Source organism: Altibacter sp., from assembly GCF_019913785.1.
In the GTDB taxonomy this organism is placed as follows: Bacteria; Bacteroidota; Bacteroidia; order Flavobacteriales; family Flavobacteriaceae; genus Altibacter.
In genome coordinates this window covers 54,893-78,990 of sequence record NZ_JAIOHK010000026.1, presented here as the reverse complement: position 1 = coordinate 78,990, position 24,098 = coordinate 54,893, and the positions used below count along the sequence as shown (strand labels likewise).

Sequence of the window (24,098 nt, the reverse complement as noted above, 5' to 3'; positions counted from 1 at the left end):
GCTTCGTTTGGTATATGTTTGTTGAAAAAGCTTCGGTCAGTTTCTGAGCCGAGAACGCATCACTTTAGGTTGAGACTTTCAATAAGTTCAATTAGTATGGTGTAGGCTTCTTCAATATGTACATCCTTGGTAATTTCATTTAAAAGCATTTCATTGGATTGCTTTTCGCCCTCATTTTTCTGAAGTGCTATATCGGTCGCCACCGAATTACGCACGCTGAGACTGCTGGTGTACGATTTCAAATTACTGTGATACTCCTTCCAATTCGTATAATACGCATTCAGGTCGTTGTAAAGATTATCCAGGGTCAATGCATATTTGGCAGATTTATTAATATAGGTGTCTAAAAGAATTTGGTTGTAATCCTGAATGTTTTTGAAGCCTATATTCTTTGAAACCCGTTCTTTGCTTTTAGCTTTTAAACTGGCAATCGATACTTTTTTCAATGGATTGAACTTAGTTTGAATAGTCACCGAATCATTGACCAGCGTATATTTCAGATATTTTTCGCCTGTTTCCATATGATCGTAAAGACTGGGTAGTGAAATGTCGGGGAGTACCCCTTGGGACTGAATACTTTTCCCGGTCACTCGATAAAACTGGTCCACTGTTATTTTGCTGAAACCCATATTGCTACCCTCTTGCAATGGTAGTACCACCTGTGCGCTCGATTTACCATAGCTTGCCGCGCCTACTATGATAGCGCGATTGTAATCTTGCATTGTACTCGAAAACAATTCGGATGCCGAAGCAGAAAATCCGTTGATCAAAATAATAATAGGCTTTTTGAAGAGCATTCCTCTATTGTTATCCTTTACCGTATACAGTTCGCCGGTATTGTATTTTAAAATAGAGAGGGGACCCCTGTTTATAAACATTCCGCAGAGGTCTGCGGCCTCTTTCATAGAACCTCCGCCATTGAAGCGTAGATCTAAGATTAGTCCCTTTATATTCTCCTTTTCCAGTTTGTATAGTTCTTTGGCAACATCGTTGGCTACACCCTGACCGTTTGCCGATTCGAAGTCGGTATAAAAACTAGGAATCTGGATATAACCGATGTCCGATGATTTAGATAAGACAAAGCCATGCACCGAATTTTCCTCCACTTTGATCTTTGCCTTCTGAAGTGTTACCATTTTTTGCGAACCATCCTTCTTTTTTAGCCCAAAGGTCATCGTGTTGTGGTGTGGGTCTTGAATAAATGTCTGAACGTCTTCGGAAGACACACACACCATATCGAGTGAATCCTTTCCCGAAGCTATCGTTTTTATAATATCACCTTCTTCGAAATCTTTGTTTCTATGTGCCGCACTGCCGGGACTTATGTAATCCACCTGTACTTCTCCATCGTTATTCTTTGAAGTCATAAAGCCAAATGACAATTGATTACTCGAGAGTGAGGTTTCAAAAACAGTTTTTTCAGTATTGTTAAAAAATAGCGTATTCGGATCGTGATAATTGGCATAGGCATTTAAAAACGCCTCCTGAACAAAACGTTCTACACCGCCAAACTGATTTAAAATTTCATCTAAAAGACAAAGCTCCCGTTCGATAACTTTCGGCTTCAACCGAGCTTCAAGTGAGGCAAAATTTGTTTTAATATTTTCGTAAATAGAGTCTTCATCCATCATTAAGGAGATGATTCTATATCTAATTTTCTTGCTCCAATACTTTTTAACAGCGGCTTCATCTTTAAAGTATGAAAACTCCATTTTCGAATCGAAATTTAGGCTGTCCTTCCCTGTATAGTCCAACGTTTCGGAACTATGCGCCCCAATAACTAATTTCGAATTGCTAAGGCGCCTTTGTAAAGTGTCGATATATTTGGTGATAAACACACATTCGCGATCCCTAATATAATCGTCAAATTTAAATTTGTCCTGCTCAAAGTTCGAGATATCGCTTTTTAAGAACAACCGCCTATCGGGATCTAATTGTTGCAGAAACAACTCGAATACAGCAGTAGACAAACTATCGTTCAGCGGTTTTGGTGTGATATGTTCTTTACTAACAATGCGCTCTAAGGCCTGTGTCTGTGCACAGAATTTTGCGTTGCCTTGCGCATACGCGCATGTATATGCTACTACAAAAAAGGCAATAAAGAGCGGTTGCTGCATTTTATAAAGTATAGTGAGGGCACTAAAATAGTTAACTTACAAGGTGATCGATTATTTTGGCCAATTCGAAATCCTTGTCTGTAACACCGCCTGCATCGTGCGTAGACAGGCTAATACTAAGTGAATTGTACACATTGGACCAATTGGGATGGTGATTCATCTTTTCGGCTTCAAAAGCGATACGGGTCATCACCGAAAAAGCGTCTTTAAAATCTCTGAACTCGATAGTGGTATGCAGTGCGCCTTCATGGTATTCCCAATCGGAAATTTCATTCAATCGTTCTTTGATACTATTTTCGGTAAGTTTTTTCATAACAAACTAATATTTTAAGGTACTTATTTCTTCATTTAAGGTACTTTCTTCAATCACTTCGGCAACGGAAATTCTGTACTCCTTAGGCAACTTATTTTTTTTCGGCAAAATGGCTAAGTAGCTGTCTTCATTTCGGTTAAATACACTTTTAAAGATAGGCATTTTATCGCTTAACTTCTCGGTAAGCTCTCGAAACAGGTCTTCATGGTGGATCATATCCTGACTCGCCAAATGGAAGATTCCGCTAAGTTTTTTGTTGATGATATAATGTAGCTGCTGTGCTATTTTGTTGGCGGTTGTTATGCTTATAATTAGATTTGGGTATGCTTCAAATTTCGCCTGATGTATAATGGCTTGTTTTAGCTGAAATACCCTGGGGGAGTTTACACCCAGCACCACGGGTAGCCTTAAAATTGCATATTTTTCGGGGGGGAGCTGTCGTAACAGTTTTTCTACCGAAAGCTTGAATTTTCCGTATTCCGATTCTGCCAAAGGGAGGTCGTTTTCGTAGGATGGAAATTGAAACTTACCATCAAAGACATTGGCAGACGATAAAAACAAAAGCGTACAGTGTTCGTTGGTCAGAACAAAATTTGACAGCTGCTTATGCAAATCGTACTGCGAACTAAAATTTCCTCTTAACGAAGATATTATAAAATTTGGTCGTGTTTTTTCAAGTACCTCGAGCAGATCGTCTTTTTCGTGGTCAAAACGAAAAAAAACCTTATTGTCTTCATAGAGCTCGTTTTCATGGCAATACGTTCCATACACATCAAAATACGGTACCAATTCTTTATATAAGGTGTTGCCAATGAATCCACTGGCGCCAAGAATGAGGATTCTATTCAAAATTAACCTTTATAAAATGGAAGCTTCACCACGGTAGCCGGGATCGCACTTTTCCGTATTTGAATATAAATTTTAGAACCAATGTCCTTAAAGATCGTGGGAACATAACCGAGGCCAATTCCTTTACCCAACGATGGTGCCATGGTTCCACTGGTAACAACACCTATTTTGTTACCATTGCTGTCTACAATATCATATCCTTGTCTAGGGATCCCTCGTTCGTCCAATTCGAAGGCAATGAGCCTTCGTTCGGTACCCTGTTCTTTTTGTTTCAGTAAATTTTCAGAATTGACAAAATCCTTAGTGAATTTGGTAATCCATCCAAGTCCGGCCTCCATGGGTGAAGTTGTATCGTCTATATCATTTCCGTACAAACAGAACCCCATTTCCAAACGAAGTGTGTCTCTAGCGGCCAAACCAATAGGTTTAATTCCGAAGTTGGCTCCGGCTTCCATCACCTTGTTCCATACCTGTTCCACTTCCGAATTTTTACAATAAACCTCAAATCCGCCACTACCCGTATAACCGGTAGCACTTATAATCACATGTTCGATTTCGGCAAAATCGGACACCTTGAAGGTATAAAATTTTATGGCTGAAAGATCTTCACTAGTCAACGACTGCATTGCTTCAATCGCCTTTGGACCTTGAATTGCCAACAGCGAATAATCCTCGGAAAGGTTGCGCATTTCGGCACCCATAGTATTGTGGCTCATGATCCAATTCCAGTCTTTTTCAATATTCGATGCATTGACCACCAACAGATATTTTTCGGCATCAAAACGATACACGATAAGATCGTCTACAATTCCACCGCTAGCATTTGGCAGACAACTGTATTGTGCCTGTCCATCTACCAACTTTGCAGCATCATTGCTGGTTACCTTCTGAATGAGCTCTAGTGCCTTCGCTCCTGTTATTAAAAATTCTCCCATATGGGAGACATCAAAAACACCCACACCGTTTCGTACGGTTTCGTGTTCGGCGTTGACTCCTTCGTAGGAGACGGGCATGTTATATCCTGCAAAGGGAACCATTTTGGCACCTAGTTGCTCGTGTATGTGTGATAGTGCGGTTTGTTTCATGGTGAAATTTTTGGCAAATGTATTATATCTATAAAAGGTAACGAAGGATTTGCTTGATTGTTTTCAACAAGCTTGGTAACTTGCAACAAAAGAAAATTAGGATGAAAATATTCTCTTCGGAACAATTTTACCAGGCAGATGCTATCACTACCGAAAAACAGGGGATTACATCTGCCGACCTTATGGAGCGTGCAGGAACTCAGATCTACAATTGGTTGCACCACCGGATGCAAGGCGCTCAGGTTCCTGTTCATATATTTTGTGGAATAGGAAACAATGGGGGCGACGGCCTTGTGGTTGGAAGACTCCTCATTGAGAGTGGGTATTTGGTACATATGTATGTGGTGAATTGTAGTGATAAGCGGTCGAAGAACTTTCTTATCAACTATGACCGTATTAAAAACATAACCAAAGAATGGCCCAAATTAATGAAGTCGGAAACCGATTTTCCCGAAATACATCCTGATGATATCATTATCGATGCTATTTTTGGAATCGGACTTAACCGATGCCCCGGAGGTTGGGTAAAGCAATTGATTCAATACCTAAATGAAAGCAAGGCGTTCAAATTGGCGGTAGATATTCCCAGTGGAATGCATGCGAATTTGCCACTAGAAGATCCAGAGGCGGTGCTGAAAGCCAATCATACACTGACGTTTCAAAGTCCGAAACTGGCGTTTTTCTTGCCAGAAACCGGTGCTTTTGTTCCCTATTTTGAAGTATTGGATATTGGTTTAGACCCACAGTTCTTATCCGAAACCGCACCCATAGCGCAACTTATCGATAAGGCCGAAGCACAGCAATTCTACAAACAGAGAGCAAAATACGATCATAAAGGAACTTATGGACATGCCTTGATTGTTGGTGGGAGTTATGGGAAAATAGGGGCAGTGGTACTTTCTTCAAAAGCTACCTTAAAAATAGGGGCGGGGATGGTGACCGTTTTTAGTCCGAAATGCGGCTATAACATGCTTCAGACTGCATTTCCGGAAGCCATGGTAGTCACTGATAAAAGTGACCATCATATTTCTGAAATAACTACCGAATTTATTCCTTCAGCAATAGGTATTGGAATGGGAATGGGAACACATCCCGAAAGCCTTTCCGCCTTAAAAGAATTGTTCAAAAGTTCGAAAGCAGCTATGGTGATTGATGCAGACGCTTTGAATGCACTAAGTCAGTCAAAGGAACTGTTGAAAGTACTACCAAAACAATCAATACTCACACCACATATTGGCGAATTAAAACGCTTGATAGGTGACTGGACGAATGATTATGACAAGCTCGAAAAAGCTACGGCCTTTGCCAAAAAGCACAAAGCTATCCTCGTATTAAAAGGGGCCAATACCATCACCATATTCGATGAAAAACTCTATATAAATTCGACCGGTAACCCCGGAATGGCCACGGCCGGGAGTGGTGATGTGCTTTCGGGCATGATCACAGGATTAGTATCGCAAGGATATGATCCCCTGTTGTCGGCGGTATTTGGGGTGTATCTACATGGCAGTGCCGGCAATATCGCTTCCCAATCTATGGGATTTGAGGCCGTTACGGCTTCCGATATAATTGACAATATAGGGAATGCGTATCTAGCACTATTTGAACAAGAGCCACCACCAGTAGAAAAAGAGGAACAATAAAAAACCGTCGGAAATGAGTTTTCAAACGGCTTATTAATTGGGTTGGATTGTTATTAGATAAGTTTGTCGAGCAATACCCTAAGTTTCGCATCGGAAGGTCTAGGTGCATCGGCCGAGACTATATTCCCTTGCGGATCGATCAATATAAATCTCGGAATCCCCAAAATGCCATAGTCTTTTACAAACTTAGATTCCCAGTTTTTATCTGCCATTAATTGGACACCGCCCAATTCCTTTTCAGCAATCATATTTTTCCATTTATCGTAGTCCTTGGCTTCATCAATAGAAAGACTCACAAAAACAATATTCTTTCCGTGATAGTCCTTTTCAACTTGCTTTAGGGCGGGAATTTCTCTTATACAGGGTCCGCACCAGGTTGCCCATACATCCACGTATACGTACTTACCTTTAAAATCGTCCAACTTTGTGCTGCCCCCTTTGTAATTCTCATAGTCAAAAGTAGGGGATGGGTTGCCGGCAAGTAATGGTTTTAACAGACTGTAGCGGGCTGTAACTTTTTTTAGATTTTCAGCATTGGGATTACTGTTTTTATAAACCTGATAAACTTCTTCCATACTGGCATCGGGCGTAAGTCCATACCTCAAGTAGTCGTACATAAGTTCGTCTTTCGCATAGCCATTGGGCAGGCGCTCATTCACCAAATTCAAATAGGCCTTTGTTCTGTTTAAATCGGGGTCTGAAGTAGCCATTTCACTAACCATTCTACTAAAATGTGTTTCCAGCATGTTTTGATAGGTAATTGAATTTCTGAAGGCCGTTGTATCGGCATAATTTACATTTTTTGTAAAGGCGTAATACCCTTCCGACACCTCAAATGCATCGTTACTTGTAAAATGTCTATGATACCCTAGGTAATTCTCGAGATTCATAGTATGGGTATACGCCAAATTCTTGGTTTCTAACGCAATAAAGTCTTCGGAAAGTCCTTCGGTCTTTGCCAAGAGGTCCTGGTATGTTTGATTTATTGCATTGGCTTCAGCTATAAAGGCAGCTTCTTCCATGGCGTATACGTCTTGAAAAGGTTTTTCCTGTTCTGACAACAAATACTTTGCGGCCAGATAGTTATTTTCGGCTGCGACATCTCCTTCGTATTTAATGGTTTCATCAAACTGTACAACATCTACCGAAACGGATAGATTTTTACCTTTTCTCAGATAGGTAGAAGTTCCTTCGCGACCAATACGCAGTGTGTAAATACCATCCGTTTTAACATCCAGCGTATCACTAAAAGTACCGGCTTCCGAAATAGGGATTTCGAACTCCATATCGAAACCACGAATCATGGCGGTTTCGGCGTCACTGTTTTGCACCGTTCCATTAATAATAACATATTCCTGCTCTTTGACCTCCTTCTTACAAGAGATAAAAGCCATAACTGTTAGTAGCACAACTAATTTTTTCATCGACTTAAAATTTAAATACCACGCTAAAATACATCATAATTATTCAGTATATAAAAATTAACAAACCTTTACAAGAAAATGGTACTTTTGTGTTTCAAACAACCTATCCCATGCAAGAGATGCATTATATAAGTTCAGAAATTCTGGACTTACCTGTTATTAAAGATATTATTGAATCGAATAAATTATTATCCCTTTCGGAAGAAGCTTCTTTGAATATAAAGAAGTCTAAAGAATATTTGGACGCCAAGACCAAAGGAAATGATACACCTATCTACGGTATCAATACCGGGTTTGGTTCGTTGTGCAATGTGAGGATTTCTTCAGAAAATTTATCAAAATTACAGGAAAACCTTGTCATGTCGCATGCCTGTGGGACTGGGGAGTTGGTTCCAAAACCCATCGTCAAGTTGATGCTTTTGCTAAAAATTCAATCCTTGAGCTATGGGTATAGTGGCGTGCAATTGCAAACCGTTGAACGATTAATAGATTTTTATAACAACGATATCCTACCCGTAGTTTACAATCAAGGAAGCTTGGGTGCTTCGGGTGATTTGGCACCCTTGGCGCATTTATCCTTACCACTGTTAGGAAAGGGAGAAGTATTTATAGGTGAAGAGATGGTCGCTTCAGAAAAAATGATGAAGAAGCACGGTTGGAAACCTATAGTTCTGGAAGCCAAAGAAGGACTCGCTTTATTGAATGGTACCCAGTTTATGAGTGCGTACGGTGTGTATATTTTATTACAGTCGCATAAACTTTCCTTTTTGGCCGATATGATAGCGGCCCTTTCGGTGGATGCCTTTGATTGTAATATGAGTCCGTTCGATCCTTTGGTACATTTAATACGCCCACATCGAGGACAGGTAAAAACAGCCGAACGTTTTGTACACTTTTTGGAAGGCAGTGAATTGGGAAAATCGGAAAAGAAAAACGTACAGGATCCCTATTCGTTTCGTTGTATTCCTCAGGTTCATGGGGCGAGTAAGGACACCGTGGTTTATGTTTCGTCAATTTTTAAGACAGAGATCAATTCGGTTACAGACAATCCCAATATTTTTATCAAAGAAGACAAAATTATTTCCGGCGGAAACTTTCACGGGCAGCCACTTGCTTTGGGATTAGACTATCTGGCTATTGCATTGGCCGAATTTGCGAATATTTCTGAAAGAAGAACCTACCAGTTGGTTTCGGGATTACGCGATCTTCCTGCATTCTTGGTGAATAATTCGGGGCTGAACAGCGGTTTTATGATTCCTCAATACACCGCAGCGAGTATTGTGAGTCAGAATAAGCAACTGGCTACCCCTGCTTCGGTAGATTCCATTGTTTCATCGAATGGGCAAGAAGATCATGTGAGTATGGGCGCTAATGCTGCTACGAAATGTTTACGTGTAGTTGAGAACTTAGAGACCGTTCTAGCTATTGAATTGATGAATGCCTCACAGGCGATGGAATTCAGAAGACCTAAGAAGACCTCTCCATTTTTAGAAACGTTTCTAGCGTCTTTCAGAAAAACGGTCCCTTTTGTTGCCGAAGATAGACTGCTTGCCGATGATATTCATGCATCGATTGCTTTTTTACAAAGCTTTTCTATAGATAATGATGTACTTTTTTAAGAGTATTAAGTTCAGACTATATACTCACGTTGGCGACAACATCATTTACCCAATCGATGGCTTCGTCCAGTTCCTCAAAATGATCCAAGGGTTTCTTTAAGAATATTCGTTCCAATTCGGTATTTGTTAAATTGATCGAATTATTTGAAACCACAGCAAAGGCCACCAAATTATCAATCTTGGAGGTTTCAATATAGGTGCTTGGATCCACCGAATACGAATTGATTCTATGGGTAATATAACCGAAGGGGCGATTTTTAAAGTACTGGTTTGCAAGAGAAACAAGGTCTTTGTTGTATTCCGGTTTTACTGTAACACCTTCTTTCATAATGGCTATTACATAATTGGGATATATTTCAAGTTTCCCGAAAATATAGTTTCTGGCAGTTATCATGGGGCTGGTTCGATTTTGCTTCAAGGTATAAAAACTATAAAGAAACACCAACTATCTGGCGCAATTCACACAAAAAACAGCCTGCGGAAGCAACATAATTCGTTCTATGGGAATTGGGTTTTTACACCGAAGACAACTACCAAAATCCGGGTCATCTATCTTAGATAATGCGACGCGTAAGTTCTTTAACTTGAGTTCGGCTTTTCGCAATGCGACCTCATTAACCGATTTGTTATTAATGGCATCCATGCGAGAAACCCGTCCAATAGCATTCTCGGGTGCTATGGGTTTTGTAAGTTCACGATATTTAACAATACTTTCCTCAGTACTGCTAATCTCTTCTTTAATTCGGTTGGCTATTTGTGCTTTGTTCATTTCCTAAATAAAAAACACCTGTATGATAAAGATACAGGTGTCTCATGTAATAAAATTAACTATTAGGACTCTGTGGTCTTCTTTTGCTTCTTGATCTTTATGGTCAATTCCCCTTTCTTTTCATCCAAATCCATGGTAATACCATCGCCTTCTTGCAGGTTCGAATTGATAATCTCTTCGGCCAAGGCGTCTTCAATGTATTTCTGTATGGCACGCTTCAATGGACGAGCTCCATATTCCTTGTCAAATCCCTTATCGGCGATATAGTCTTTCGCCTTTTCGGTAAGTTTAAGGTCGTAACCAAGGTCACTTATACGCTCGAAAAGTTGGTTCAACTCAATATCAATAATCTTATGGATGTCATCTCGATCCAATGGATTAAAGACCATAACATCGTCCACGCGATTTAAGAACTCCGGAGCAAACGCTTTTTTCAATGCATTTTCAATAATGCTTTTCGAATTTGCATCGGCTTGACTTTCTTTAGCAGCGGTCCCAAAACCAACACCCTGTCCAAAATCTTTTAACTTACGGGCTCCAATATTGGAGGTCATAATTATGATCGTATTCTTGAAGTCGATCTTACGTCCCAGGCTGTCTGTTAGTTGTCCGTCATCCAGCACCTGTAAAAGCATATTAAACACATCGGGGTGTGCCTTTTCAATTTCATCAAGGAGTACCACCGCATATGGTTTGCGTCTAATTTTTTCGGTAAGCTGTCCGCCTTCTTCATAACCTACATATCCAGGAGGTGCGCCAATTAAACGAGATACGGCAAATTTTTCCATATACTCACTCATGTCTACACGCACCAAGGCATTGTCCGAATCGAATAATTCACGTGCAAGCACCTTGGCCAATTGCGTCTTACCCACACCGGTTTGTCCTAAGAAGATAAAAGAGCCAATAGGTTTGTTAGGATCTTTAAGTCCTGCACGGTTTCGCTGAATGGCCTTAACCACTTTTGCTACGGCTTCATCTTGGCCAATCACCTTTCCTTTGATTCGGTCGGGTAGGGCGGCTAACTTGGTGCTTTCCGTTTGTGCAATCCGGTTAACAGGAACACCGGTCATCATAGAAACCACCTCTGCTACATTTTCTTCATCTACAATTTCTCTGTGCAATTTGGATTCTTTCTCCCAAACTTCTTGTTCGGTAGCTAATTCTTTTTCCAGATTCTTTTCATCATCTCGCAATTTAGCGGCTTCTTCATATTTCTGCTTTTTAACCACAGAGTTTTTCAGTTCGCGAACCTCTTCCAATTTCCCCTCGATTTCTAATATTTTATCCGGGACATGAATATTGGTAATATGCACACGAGAACCAGCCTCATCCAAGGCGTCAATGGCCTTGTCTGGCAAGAAACGTTCTGTCATATACCGATTGGTCAATTTCACACAGGCTTCGAGAGCGGCATCAGTATATTGAACGTTGTGATGCGCTTCGTATTTGTCTTTAATATTCTGAAGTATCTCGATAGTTTCAGCCACCGTAGTTGGTTCGACCAAAACCTTTTGAAAACGACGTTCTAACGCGCCGTCTTTTTCAATATACTGGCGATATTCGTCCAAGGTAGTAGCTCCAATACATTGTATCTCACCACGTGCAAGCGCAGGTTTAAACATATTAGAAGCGTCTAAAGAGCCGGTGGCTCCACCAGCACCTACGATGGTATGTATCTCATCAATAAATAGGATGATGTCATCGTTCTTCTCCAATTCATTCATTACCGCTTTCATTCGCTCTTCGAACTGACCACGATACTTTGTTCCGGCGACCAGACTTGCCAAGTCTAAGGTGACTACACGCTTGTCGTAAAGGATTCGAGAAACTTTTCGTTGGATAATTCGCAAGGCTAAGCCTTCGGCAATAGCCGATTTACCCACGCCGGGTTCTCCAATGAGTAGGGGGTTGTTCTTTTTTCTTCGGCTGAGGATCTGTGAAACACGCTGAATTTCACTCTCACGGCCCACTACAGGGTCTAATTTACCCTCTTCGGCCATAACGGTAAGGTCGCGCCCAAAATTATCTAAAACCGGTGTTTTAGACTTTTTTGCGCCTTTTGAAGTGGTTCCCGAGAAGAGATTTTCTTTTGAAGCATCTTCGGGGGAGGTATCGTCATCGTTCGGAAATGATTCGGAAGTTGGACTGTCTATATAATCTTCGTCGTTTGCTATCATAAGTTTAAATTGGTCTTTCACACCATCGTAATCCACTTTCATTTTATTTAACAACTTCGTTGTGGGATCATTTTCATTTCTAAGAATACACAACAATAAGTGTGCGGTATTGATAGAAGAACTCTGAAAAAGTTTCGCTTCTAAAAAAGTTGTTTTTAAGGCTCTTTCGGCCTGACGCGTGAGGTGTAGGTTTTTTTTATCGTTTTCGCTTGTTCCGGGGTTTGGATTTGCCGGACTCAAAATTTCCACTTTTCGACGTAGGTGATTTAAATCAACATCCAAAGCATTTAAAATGGTAACTGCTTTACCATTGCCATCGCGAAGTAGCCCCAACATTAAATGTTCGGTGCCTATAAAATCGTGACCCAATCGCAGCGCTTCTTCTTTGCTATATGCAATTACATCTTTTACTCTGGGGGAAAAATTATCATCCATACATTTTGATTCTGGGTGCTCTAAAAATACTAAAATTAGCTAATAAAGGGACAAAAATCATACCCCATTTGAGACTACAGTAGTAAAAGGACAAAAAAACTTACTAAAAACAAAACATAAACCACTTTAGTTATTAACGATTTTACTTGCTTTTTTTGTTAATAAAAACGTGAATTTTGAAGTCGGAAACCCCTTTAAAAACGTGCGAAATAGTGTATCTTGCCCGGTAAGTTAAACGACTAAAAAAATAAAGAAAATATTTATGGCTGAAGGCGAAAAATTGATTCCAATTAACATTGAAGATGAAATGAAATCGGCTTACATTGATTATTCAATGTCGGTCATTGTGTCACGTGCATTACCAGACGTAAGAGACGGTATGAAACCTGTTCACAGACGTGTTTTATTTGGGATGCACGAACTAGGTGTTAGAGCTACCGGAGCTCATAAAAAATCGGCTAGAATTGTGGGAGAAGTATTGGGTAAGTATCACCCCCACGGTGATACATCTGTATACGATGCCATGGTGCGAATGGCGCAAGAATGGAGCCTTCGGTATATGCTTGTAGACGGACAGGGGAACTTCGGTTCTATCGATGGAGACAGTCCGGCGGCCATGCGTTATACAGAGGCCCGTATGCAAAAGATTTCCGAAGACATGTTGGCTGATATTGACAAAGAGACAGTCGATCACAAGCTTAATTTTGACGACACCCTTCAGGAACCTACGGTATTGCCTACGCGCGTACCCGGATTGCTCATTAATGGTGCCTCTGGTATTGCTGTTGGGATGGCAACCAATATGCCTCCTCATAATCTTTCGGAAGTAATTGATGGAACCGTTGCCTATATCGAAAATAACGACATTACTATCGATGAGTTAATTCAGCACATAAAGGCTCCCGATTTTCCTACCGGAGGTGTGATCTACGGCTATGAGGGTGTTAAAGAAGCATTCCATACCGGTCGCGGACGTATCGTGATGCGTGGAAAGGCAAGTTTCGAAGAAGTTGCTGGACGGGAATGCATTATTGTTAATGAAATTCCTTATCAGGTGAACAAGGCAGACATGATTAAGAAAACAGCCGATCTTGTCAATGATAAAAAAATTGAAGGTATCTCCAATATACGCGATGAATCCGATAGAAACGGAATGCGTATTGTCTATATCCTGAAGCGGGATGCTATTCCCAATATCGTATTGAATATGCTGTACAAGTACACAGCGCTTCAATCCAGTTTTAGCGTAAACAATATTGCTCTGGTAAAGGGAAGACCTCAGATGCTTAATCTGAAGGAATTGATCCATTATTTTGTGGAACATCGCCACGAAGTGGTGGTGCGTCGTACCGAATATCTATTGCGTAAAGCCGAAGAACGCGCACATATCTTAGAAGGATTGATCATTGCATCCGATAATATTGATGAAGTGATTCGCCTTATTCGTGCTTCCGCCAATGCCGATGAAGCTCGCGAAGTGTTGATGAAAACCTTTGAGCTCTCTGAAATTCAGGCGAAGGCGATTGTCGAAATGAGATTGCGTCAGTTAACGGGTCTTGAGCAGGATAAATTACGAAGTGAGTACGAAGATTTGATGAAAACCATCGAAGACTACAAAGACATTCTTGCTAAGGTGGAACGTCGTATGGAGATCATCAAAGAAGAATTAGCAGAAATTAAAGCAAAATATGGCGATGAGCGTCGTTCCATTATTGAATATGCAGGGGGTGATGTAAGTATTACCGACCTTATTGCCGATGAAAAAGTGGTAATCACTATTTCTCATGCCGGGTATATAAAACGAACCTCGCTGACCGAGTACAAAACTCAAAATAGAGGAGGGGTAGGGCAAAAGGCTTCAGCTACCAGAAATGAAGATTTTCTGGAGCACCTGTTTGTAGGAACAAACCATCAATATATGTTGTTCTTTACACAAAAGGGGAAGTGTTTCTGGATGCGCGTATTTGAAATTCCTGAAGGAAGTCGAACCTCAAAAGGACGAGCTATTCAGAATTTAATAAATATTGAACCGGACGACAAGGTAAAAGCCTTTATCTGTACCCAGGACTTGAAAGATGAAGATTATATCAATAATCATTATGTGATCATGGCTACTAAGAAAGGGCAGGTGAAGAAAACGCCTTTAGAGCAATATTCGCGTCCGCGTACCAATGGTATCAATGCCATTACGATTCGCGAAGATGACGAGTTGTTGGAGGCCAAACTTACTACCGGAAATAGTCAGGTAATGTTAGCAGTGCGTTCGGGAAAAGCCATCCGCTTTGAAGAAGAAAAGACTCGCCCCATGGGTAGAAATGCTTCAGGAGTACGCGGAATTACATTGGCACATAAAGATGACGAAGTTATTGGAATGATCGCTGTTGAAAATGGAGAATCCGATATTTTGGTGGTTGCAGAAAACGGCTACGGAAAAAGATCCAGTATAGAAGATTACCGCATCACTAACCGAGGCGGAAAAGGTGTGAAAACAATTAATGTTACCGAAAAAACAGGTAAATTAGTGGCCATCAAGAATGTAAGTGATCAGGACGATCTTATGATTATCAATAAATCGGGAATTGCCATTCGAATGGCGGTTGAAGATTTACGAGTTATGGGTCGTGCAACACAAGGTGTTCGCCTGATCAAGGTGCGGGAAGACGATGCCATTGCTGCTGTCGCCAAAGTCATGCACGATGAAGATGAAGTGAATGGAGACGATCTTGAAGATGGCACTACTATTGATGGTACAGAAACCGATACAGACGAAACACAAACCGAAAACAACGAATAAATTTTAAAGTTATAATCATGAAAAATAAATTTCTGATAGCGGGACTCATGTTAATGACCGCTGTTACTTTTGGACAGAAAAAGGAGATTAAAAAAGCCGAAAAAGCTATAAAATCTGGTGATTTTACCGAAGCTATGTCGTTATTGTCTCAAGCTGAAGGCATGTTAGGTAGTGCCGATACCGATGAAAAAGTGAGTTTTTATATTACGAGAGCCGAGGCAAATACAAATAATATGGCCTCCGGCTTTGATAAGTTGGCGCAGGCTGGAGCCGATCTTCAAAAGGCAATAGAAATTGATCCTGCATCAGCAAAAAGTAGTCGCTATGAAAATGCTGTCAATGTATTAAAACAAAAAATGGAGGAGGGTGCCATCAAGGACTTTAGATCGAAGAACTATACCTCGGCTTCTACGAAGTATTATTCCATGTACAACCTAAGTAAATCGGATACGATCTTTTTGGCCAATGCGGCTATTAGTGCTAAGAATGGTCAAGATTATGAAAATGCTGTTTCATATTATGAAGAGTTAATCAGAATTGGCTATTCCGATATTAAAAAACAATATATCGCTACTAATAAAGAAACCGGAAAAGTTGAATCCTATAACACCAAACCAGAACGGGATCTAATGCTCAATGCAGGAACACATATTTTGCCGGGTGTTCAAAATTCACCTTCAAAGCAAGAGGATTTTTTGAGCGACCTTACTTTACTCTACATTGAAACAGGTAAGCATGATAAAGCTTTGTCATTAATGCGTGAGTTGCGTGCAAAAAACTCTGATGATCCAAGATTGATTCGTGCGGAAGCCGATTTACAGTACAAACTTGGGAACACAGCCGAATATCAACGATTGATCGGTGAATTAATTGATAGCGATCCTAATAACCCTGAATTGTATTTTAATCTAGGTGTGACCTCCGGTAAGAGTGGTAACAAAGAAAAAGCCATGGAATACTATAAAAAAGCCTTGTCGTTGGATCCAGATTATGTGGGCGCAAATATTAATATGGCATCTTTGATTTTGGATATGCAGCCGCCAATAGTCGAAGAGATGAATAACCTAGGAAGTTCCAATGCAGATTACAAACGATACGATGTGTTGAAGGCGGAGTTAACTGAAATACAAAGGAGTTCCATTCCGTATTTAGAAGCTTCGGTACGTTTGCGTCCCGATGACGTAGATTTCGCTAGAACCCTTATGAATATTTACACTCAGGTTGGGGAAGATGCAAAAGCAAAAGAAATGAAGGCGAAAGTTGAAGCCATGGATGGAGGAGAATAATCCGCTATCCAATAGTATTTATAAAACGGCCTCCTTTTTAGGAGGCTTTTTTTATGTGATAATTCGTTTGATCACCCTAAGTTTATGGGTATGTGTTCGTTTTTCGTAATTAAAGATTCCCGTGTGATCTATACGGTCGATCCGAACCTTACCATGTGCGTGGATGATGTAGTTGTCATTCATCACAATCCCCACATGTACTATAACACCTTCAGTATTGTCAAAAAAGGCCAGGTCACCTGGCTCACATTCTTCAATAAAGCTCAATGGCTCCCCTTGGGTAGCTTGCTGACTCGCATCTCGCAACAACTTATAGCCATTCAGTTTATACACCATTTGTGTAAAGCCACTGCAGTCTATTCCAAATGGAGTTTTACCACCCCAAAGATACGGGGCATTCAAATAGAGCAGCGCAGTTTCAATTAAATGTGCTTTTGGAAAAATAGATGAAACCGATTTACCTTCAAACCGGTGTTTTAATAAGGCCGTCGCATTTATTGTACTACCCAGGCAAATAGAAAGCAACTGATTCTCTTCGGAAGTGATAAAATCGACAAGATCTGCCGAATAGTGAGGTGTTTCTTTCTTAAGTCGGTTGTAATCTTCTTCCGAAATAGTTAGGAATTGTTTGTTGTCCATCCAGCCTTCATAGCCATCGAACTGCAACCGAATCCGACTCCATTTTTTTCTGCTCTCCAATACCTTAAAAACTTCTCCATAGAGCAGCTGACTAACGAGCTCACTTCTGTCCGATGTTTCCGCTCGTAAGGGAACGATACTCAAATTACAAATTCCGTAGTTCATTCAGGAGAATTGAAAATAGAGATTAGGTTCTTTCAATCACCATGGCCGACGCACCACCTCCGCCGTTACAAATCGCAGCAGCTCCCAGTTTTGCATCGTTTTGAACCAATACATTAAGCAGTGTAATTAAAATTCGGACACCACTACATCCCAACGGATGACCTAACGAAACAGCACCGCCGTTTACATTTACATTTGTATCGGTAAGGCCTAAGAGTTTCATATTAGCCAGACCAACTACCGAGAATGCTTCATTGAACTCGAAATAATCAACATCGTTCAACGCAATTCCAGCCTTCGATAAGGCTTTAGGAAGTGCCTTTGACGGAGCCGTCGTAAACCATTTTGGCTCATGGGCGGCATCTGCGTAACTTTTTATTGTGGCAAGGGGTTGAAGGCCTAATTCAGCTGCCTTTTCGGCACTCATCAAGATCATTGCTCCGGCTCCATCGTTAATGGTGGACGCATTGGCGGCGGTAACGGTACCATCTTTACTAAAGGCCGGACGTAAAGCTGGAATTTTATCCATTCGCACATTCTTGTATTCTTCATCTTCAGAAACTACAATTGGCTCTCCTCTTCTTTGTGGTACAGTGACAGCAACCACCTCATTGGTAAATTTTCCATCCTGCCATGCTTTTTCAGACCGTTGATACGATTGCACTGCAAAGGCATCCTGATCTTCTCTTGAAAAATTATATTCGGTGGCGCAAAGATCTGCGCATACACCCATTGCATTGTGATCGTACGCGTCTACTAAACCATCTTTTTGCATCCCATCTTCCATGGTCATAGGCCCAAATTTATGACCATTACGTATATGTACATAGTGCGGAATATTACTCATACTTTCCATACCACCTGCAATTACGATATCTGCATCACCTAAGGCGATCGCCTGTGCTGCATTCATAACTGCCTTCATACCGGAAGCACACACCTTATTGACGGTAGTACAGGGCACCGTATCCGGTATCCCCGCGCCAAGGGCAGCTTGGCGAGCAGGTGCCTGACCCACTCCGGCCTGCACAACATTCCCCATATATACTTCTTGCACCAGTGAAGGATTGAGGTTTATTTTGTCTAAAACACCCTTTATTGCCACAGTCCCAAGCTGGGTAGCAGTTAACGATGATAAACTTCCCATAAAACTCCCTATTGGAGTTCGTGCCGCAGCAACTATTACAACTTTCTTACTCATTGAATCCTGATGTTTTAGTGAATTAAATATGACGAATTAAGGCCAAAAGGACCTCGGTATCGAAGCCACAAATTTACATATTTAAAACCAAAACAACAATCTTTAATATGCGGCTTTGGGATTAATCAACCTATATGTATACCTTTACTTTTACAATTTTTTGTATGAGCAAATTCTTTACACTACTTACGAAAAGGCAATCTTATATTTACAAGGCTTTTTTATTTGTTATTGCGACCATTCTGGTTATTTATTTGCTTCCAAAAGGAGGCCAGTTCAAGTATAATTTTCAGAAAGGAAAACCCTGGCAATATGAAAATCTGTACGCTCCTTTTAGCTTTACCATAAAGAAGGACCAAGCTTCCATCGACAAGGAAAAGGAAGTCATCCGCGCAAATGCTATTCCGTATTTTGAATATGATATCGCGATAGCCGAAGCTAGTAGACAACAATTCCAAGATGTATTCGAGCAAGTTTTTACCGATAGTTTGTACCGAGCCCCCAAAGATGTTGTAAAAAGACTAGGAGAAGGTGCCTTAACTGAAATATATACGAATGGCGTTATTGATGAAATCCATCCGTATGCAGAGGATCGAATGGTCTATCTAAAAAAAGGAAATGAGATAGAAGAAATTTCATATGCTAAACTGTATAAAAATGAACAGCTTGCTACAACTATTACCAAGTTACTATTAAAAGCTCCAAATAGCAATGTAGAAGAATTGCTTCGGAAGCTGATTGCGCGTGTTGTACGTCCAAATGTGGCGTTAAACGCAAAGTTGACAGAGGCCGGAATTGCTTCAGAAATAAAAGCCATCATCCCCAATCGCGGTATTATCGAAAAAGACGCTCGTATTATTGCCAAAGGCGAAGTGGTTGAAGGGGATAAGTTTCAAATATTAAATTCGCTTAAAGCGGAGTACCAGTCGCAGGTGTGGAGCAAGTCTAATTATGTGTGGCTGTTGGTGGGGTATTCACTTCTGGTGTCCTTAGTTTTTTTAATGCTCTTCCTTTTTTTACGGAAATATCGTCCCGATATTTTTCACAATAATACCAAGGTTACTTTCATCTTTTTTAATATGGTGCTCATGATCTTCTTAACGACCATTGTCGTGAAGATGGATGCGGCCTATGTTTATGTAGTTCCTTTATGTACGCTCCCTTTGGTAATTAAGGCGTTTTTCGACCCAAGATTGGGATTGTTTGTCCATGTCTTGACACTCTTGCTTTTGGGATTTGTAGTACCCAATAGTTTTGAATATTTATTCTTGCAAATCATTGCCGGGATCGTGACTATTTTAACCATTTCGGAATTGTACAAAAGAGCGAATTTGTTTATTTCGGTGGGGCAGATCACCTTTATTTATATTGTAGGTTATTTTGCCTTTTTTCTTATTCAGGAAGGAAACATCCAATTGCTGAAATGGGAAAATTTCGGTTTCTTCGTACTCTGTGGTTTGGCCACCTTGTTTGCCCATCCGTTGATCTATTTATACGAAAAGGTCTTTGGGCTGGTCTCGGACGTTTCGCTGTTAGAATTAAGTGACACCAACAGTAAGTTACTTCGCGAGCTTTCCAATAAAGCACCCGGAACTTTTCACCATTCGCTAAATGTGGCCAACCTGTCTGAAGCTGCTGCCAGTGAAATAGGGGCAAATGCTATGTTGGTACGGGTAGGGGCCCTGTATCACGATATTGGCAAGATGATCAATCCGACTAATTTTACTGAAAATCAGGTAAATTCATTTAATGCACATCACGAATTGGCACCCAAGGAAAGTGCCAAAATTATTATCAATCATGTAATTGACGGAATAGAGATTGCACGGAAAAATAAGCTTCCGGATCGTATTATCGATTTTATACGAACCCACCACGGCACCAGCCTGGTTTATTATTTTTATAAGAAAGAAAAGGAATTAAACGGCACCGCCAATCCGGATGATTTTAGGTATCCGGGTCCGGTACCCTTTTCGAAAGAAACGGCGATTTTAATGATGGCGGACAGTGTGGAAGCCGCTAGTAAAAGCCTAAAAGATCCTACATCTACTATGATCGACAATTTCGTGGAAAAAATCATTGATAGTCAGATGGAGAACGGACAATTTTTAAATGCCAACATCACGTTTAAGGAAATTCAAGTGATAAAAAAAGTGCTTAAAAAGAAGCTCAACAATATGTACCATCTTCGAGTGGAATATCCCGAATAGAAAAAGCTCCGCTCCCCAAAGCAGAGCTTTTCACTCCTCATAATTGTAGGTTAACTTTGAGGCAAATTTTTAAATCAATTTACTTTCACTATCGAAATGGTCGACGCACCTGGTGATGAACCTCCACTAATACTTGGGGCAGGTGTACTACCATCCCAACTGACAAGAAACCTAAAACTCACCAAATCTCCTGCACTTAGATTGGAGTAAAAATCATACGAGTATTGCTGCGAATAACCTGTGTTGATTGTTGCCCCGTTTTGAATTGATTTTTGTTCCTGGTTAACTCCGTTAACATAGACTCTCAAAGCTATTATTATATTGTCGCTAGGTGAACTTGAAAAGATTAAATCTAGATTTGTTAAAATATTATATACCCCAGAAGAGGGAACCGTATATGTGCCGGTACCAGTATTATAAGCCCCCCCTCCCACATTGAACAATACTGTATTCATAATAAGATTGTTTTCTGTTGGGAAGTTGGAATAACCATTAATGTTGGAATTAGACCTTACCTTAATCGCTACTGAGTTACTTGCAGTAGGGCTGGTCCAACTTAGATTTCCAGCACCATCGGTTTGTATTACTTGATTGGCAGTACCGTCGGTGGCTGGGAGTTGATATCCTGTTGCAGCAGGATTGTTAATTTGTAAAGCACCATTTACCCGAAGCTGGTTGGCAGCAAAGTCTCCCCAGACAAGTGGAGTAGCTGTATTTGTATTGTCGATAAACAGTTGATCATTATATACTTGTCCACTTCCGGCTTGATAGCCTATTGCAATACTTCTGGAATTGGTTGAAGCACTGCCCGAATTTCCAGCGTTGAAACCAACAAAAACATTATCACTTCCGTTTACGTTTCTTCCAGCGCCACCACCAATCGCAATATTGTCATCTCCGGTAGTATTATCGGCCATGGCAGAATGTCCCATCACCACATTACCTGCCCCAGATATGTTATCTTCTAGTGCATACCTTCCGAAGGCATTATTGAAAAAACCATTGGTATTACTTCGCAATGCATAAGAACCAACAGCCGTATTTTCTACACCGGTAGTATTGGAATACATTGTGTCGTATCCAATCCCCACATTATTATTTCCGGTAGTATTTGTATAGAACGTATGAAAACCAATTCCTACATTGGAATTCCCTGTAGTATTGTACATAGATTCATAACCAATAGCGACATTTGAGAACCCCGAATTAAGCAAGGCAAGCGCATTTCTGCCAATGCCTATATTGTATGCGCCAGTTGTATTGGAAAAAAGACTACTTCGGCCAATCGCAACATTAGAACTACCGGTGGTATTTCCAATAAGTGCAGATCTCCCAACGGCAACATTTGAATTTCCATCTGTATTAGCAGCTAAAGCATTTATGCCCATGGCTGTATTGGCATATCCAATGGTGTTATTTTGTAAGGCAGCATAACCAACAGCAGTATTTTCAATTCCGGTGGTGTTGTTTCGCAGCGCACTATATCCCACTCCCGTATTGTTATCCGCTGTGTTGTTTTCCAGTGCGAACCTACCTACGGCACTGTTATACGATCCTGTGCTATTATTGCGGAGTGCATAGGACCCAATTGCGGTGTTTTCAACTCCGGTAGTATTGGCATTCATAGTATCATATCCAACAGCGGTATTGTCATTTCCGGTGGTGTTCGAGAATAGTGTGTGAAATCCAATGCCAATATTGGCACTTCCGGACGTATTATACATTGATTCAAACCCAATGGCGACGTTTGAAAAACCACCGTTAAGTAGTAATAACGTATTTCTTCCTATTCCTACATTATAAGCTCCGGTAGTATTAGTAAACAAACTACTCCGACCAATCCCGATATTGGACTGTCCCGTAGTATTTCCATAAAGGGCGGTCCTTCCCAGCGCAACATTGGAGTCTCCCGTCGTATTTCCAGCCAAAGAGTTTATACCCAATGCCGTATTTCCAAACCCACTACTGTTGTTTAACAATGCGTAATTTCCAATAGCGGTGTTTTCACTTCCTGAGGTGTTATTTGTAAGTGACATATATCCAGTTGCTGTATTATCTATGCCATCAATATTGTTTTCAAGTGAATATCTACCATAGGCATTATTTCGTGTCCCAATGGTGTTTAATCGCAGTGCTTGTGAACCCATGGCAGTATTACTACCGCCAGTTGTATTATTGCTCATTGCATCAAAGCCAATTGCCATATTGTCGTTCCCACTTGTATTCGAAAATAATGCGTGAAACCCAATACCTACATTGCCATTACCAAGATTGTTATATAAAGTTTCCCGACCAATCCCAATATTTGAAAAGCCTGAAATATTTGCGGCAAGTGAATTATTTCCAATCGCAATATTATCGGCGCCAGTTGTGCTTGACATAAGGGCTTCCCAGCCAATGCCAATATTTCTGTTGTCGGTTCCATCATCATTTGTTCCGGCATTTATCCCTAAAAAGATAGAAGACCCATCATTAGTACCGTCCAAGTCACTTTTCCCGTCACTCAACTCGTTAATCGATTTAGCCCCACCTACTGTTGTCCAAGTAGTATTGCTGTTATCCCAAAAATAGAAACCCTTGGCTGGTGCTCCGTTCCCGGTTGCAAAGACCATCATACCATCCTGAACAACGGTTGGATCAGTAACAGGAAAATCATCCACTTTAGGGATTAGAATACCATCGGTATTGGCGGGAGTGGCGACGTTGCTGGAAGTAATTTCCAATGATGCATTAGGGTTGGTATTTCCAATGCCTACCTGTGAAAAAGACATGCTAAAACAAAGTAGTAGCATTCCAATTAATAAACTTCTCATAATTTTATTTTTAAAGCGTTCATAGAGTACTTAGTTTTGAACCACAATTTTTATTCATATTGTTGTTGTCCATAACTTTTGCAGGCTTTAATTAATTGGGATGTGTAAATATAAATGTCACTAAGAAGGAAGAATAGAACGCATGTAACAAATGATAACACTGGTGTAACCGATTGAAGTGTTTCACCATTTTTAAAGGTCGCCGGTATCGTATGGGAAGATGGACAGAAGGCCTTTAACAGTATATAGTCCAATGCTACAAGCTATTTTGGGATAGCCCTTCCCGCACCATATATCTCAATGTTATATGTTTTTTAACCTGTGAAAAGCTAAAAGGTGAAACACATAAAAGAAGTATAAAAAATAAGCGTCTCTAGTTGGGGAAGTAAGGTATTTCTGTCTTATGGATTTAATAAATTAGTTTTTAGTCACTAGCCAAAACGCAACATATTATATGGTTAGCATTTTGTTATCATTATGTTTCTAAAAAACAAGTTATTTTTTTGCGTTATAACAATTGAAAAGTTACATTTGCATCCGCATTAAAAAAGGAATG

At 40.5% G+C, this 24,098-nt stretch carries 16 protein-coding genes; 5 read left to right on the top strand and 11 right to left on the bottom strand.

Going from position 1 to position 24,098, the window contains the following annotated elements:
* Window positions 1–59: 59 nt before the first annotated feature.
* Genes K8F54_RS03540 through gcvT form a run of 4 tightly spaced genes read right to left on the bottom strand, consistent with a single transcriptional unit; the run spans window position 60 to window position 4,364 of the window.
* Entirely contained in the window at window positions 60–2,117 is a 2,058-nt protein-coding gene (locus tag K8F54_RS03540) for a carboxy terminal-processing peptidase (protein ID WP_290787097.1), read from the bottom strand.
* A gap of 31 nt (window positions 2,118–2,148) precedes the next feature.
* Entirely contained in the window at window positions 2,149–2,430 is a 282-nt protein-coding gene (locus K8F54_RS03535; protein ID WP_290787094.1) for a 4a-hydroxytetrahydrobiopterin dehydratase, read from the bottom strand.
* A 6-nt stretch (window positions 2,431–2,436) separates the two neighbouring features.
* The gene (locus K8F54_RS03530) at window positions 2,437–3,279 is read right to left on the bottom strand and encodes a sugar nucleotide-binding protein (protein WP_290787091.1); all 843 of its coding nucleotides are present in this window, start codon (window positions 3,277–3,279) and stop codon (window positions 2,437–2,439) included.
* Between the two features lie 2 nt (window positions 3,280–3,281).
* On the bottom strand, window positions 3,282–4,364 hold the full coding sequence (gene gcvT, locus K8F54_RS03525; RefSeq protein ID WP_290787088.1) for a glycine cleavage system aminomethyltransferase GcvT: 1,083 nt from the start codon (window positions 4,362–4,364) through the stop codon (window positions 3,282–3,284).
* A gap of 101 nt (window positions 4,365–4,465) precedes the next feature.
* Here gcvT and K8F54_RS03520 point away from each other — a divergent pair, with 101 nt between their 5' ends.
* Window positions 4,466–6,007 carry an NAD(P)H-hydrate dehydratase gene (locus K8F54_RS03520; protein WP_290787085.1) on the top strand — a complete coding sequence of 514 codons (1,542 nt, stop codon included), beginning with the start codon at window positions 4,466–4,468 and terminating at the stop codon, window positions 6,005–6,007.
* A gap of 53 nt (window positions 6,008–6,060) precedes the next feature.
* Here K8F54_RS03520 and K8F54_RS03515 read toward each other — a convergent pair whose 3' ends face one another.
* Window positions 6,061–7,431 carry a TlpA disulfide reductase family protein gene (locus tag K8F54_RS03515; RefSeq protein WP_290787082.1) on the bottom strand — a complete coding sequence of 457 codons (1,371 nt, stop codon included), beginning with the start codon at window positions 7,429–7,431 and terminating at the stop codon, window positions 6,061–6,063.
* Between the two features lie 110 nt (window positions 7,432–7,541).
* On the opposite strand from K8F54_RS03515, the gene hutH reads away from it, so the two are divergent.
* Complete coding sequence (hutH, locus tag K8F54_RS03510) at window positions 7,542–9,050, top strand: histidine ammonia-lyase (protein WP_290787210.1); 1,509 nt, start codon at window positions 7,542–7,544, stop codon at window positions 9,048–9,050.
* A 16-nt stretch (window positions 9,051–9,066) separates the two neighbouring features.
* Here the strand turns inward: hutH and K8F54_RS03505 are convergent, their stop codons facing one another.
* From K8F54_RS03505 to K8F54_RS03495, 3 genes are all read right to left on the bottom strand, one after another.
* The gene (locus tag K8F54_RS03505) at window positions 9,067–9,468 is read right to left on the bottom strand and encodes a hypothetical protein (RefSeq protein ID WP_290787078.1); all 402 of its coding nucleotides are present in this window, start codon (window positions 9,466–9,468) and stop codon (window positions 9,067–9,069) included.
* 27 nt (window positions 9,469–9,495) lie between these two features.
* The gene (locus K8F54_RS03500; protein WP_290787076.1) at window positions 9,496–9,819 is read right to left on the bottom strand and encodes a TraR/DksA C4-type zinc finger protein; all 324 of its coding nucleotides are present in this window, start codon (window positions 9,817–9,819) and stop codon (window positions 9,496–9,498) included.
* A 62-nt stretch (window positions 9,820–9,881) separates the two neighbouring features.
* Window positions 9,882–12,434, bottom strand: coding sequence for an ATP-dependent Clp protease ATP-binding subunit (locus K8F54_RS03495; protein ID WP_290787073.1), 2,553 nt, complete (start codon window positions 12,432–12,434; stop codon window positions 9,882–9,884).
* Window positions 12,435–12,696: 262 nt separating this feature from the next.
* Here K8F54_RS03495 and gyrA point away from each other — a divergent pair, with 262 nt between their 5' ends.
* Window positions 12,697–15,228, top strand: coding sequence for a DNA gyrase subunit A (gene gyrA, locus K8F54_RS03490; protein ID WP_290787071.1), 2,532 nt, complete (start codon window positions 12,697–12,699; stop codon window positions 15,226–15,228).
* Between the two features lie 17 nt (window positions 15,229–15,245).
* Entirely contained in the window at window positions 15,246–16,514 is a 1,269-nt protein-coding gene (locus K8F54_RS03485; protein ID WP_290787068.1) for a tetratricopeptide repeat protein, read from the top strand.
* Between the two features lie 51 nt (window positions 16,515–16,565).
* Here K8F54_RS03485 and K8F54_RS03480 read toward each other — a convergent pair whose 3' ends face one another.
* Together K8F54_RS03480 and K8F54_RS03475 are read right to left on the bottom strand one after the other, a co-directional pair.
* Complete coding sequence (locus K8F54_RS03480) at window positions 16,566–17,318, bottom strand: C40 family peptidase (protein WP_290787065.1); 753 nt, start codon at window positions 17,316–17,318, stop codon at window positions 16,566–16,568.
* 22 nt (window positions 17,319–17,340) lie between these two features.
* Window positions 17,341–18,519 (bottom strand): acetyl-CoA C-acyltransferase, encoded by a 1,179-nt coding sequence (locus tag K8F54_RS03475; protein ID WP_290787062.1) that lies wholly within the window; start codon window positions 18,517–18,519, stop codon window positions 17,341–17,343.
* A gap of 164 nt (window positions 18,520–18,683) precedes the next feature.
* Here K8F54_RS03475 and K8F54_RS03470 point away from each other — a divergent pair, with 164 nt between their 5' ends.
* Window positions 18,684–20,729: an HDIG domain-containing metalloprotein gene (locus tag K8F54_RS03470; protein WP_290787060.1), complete on the top strand. Its 2,046-nt coding sequence runs from the start codon at window positions 18,684–18,686 to the stop codon at window positions 20,727–20,729.
* A 74-nt stretch (window positions 20,730–20,803) separates the two neighbouring features.
* Here K8F54_RS03470 and K8F54_RS03465 read toward each other — a convergent pair whose 3' ends face one another.
* Window positions 20,804–23,542: a hypothetical protein gene (locus tag K8F54_RS03465; protein ID WP_290787057.1), complete on the bottom strand. Its 2,739-nt coding sequence runs from the start codon at window positions 23,540–23,542 to the stop codon at window positions 20,804–20,806.
* Between the last annotated feature and the right edge of the window lie 556 nt (window positions 23,543–24,098).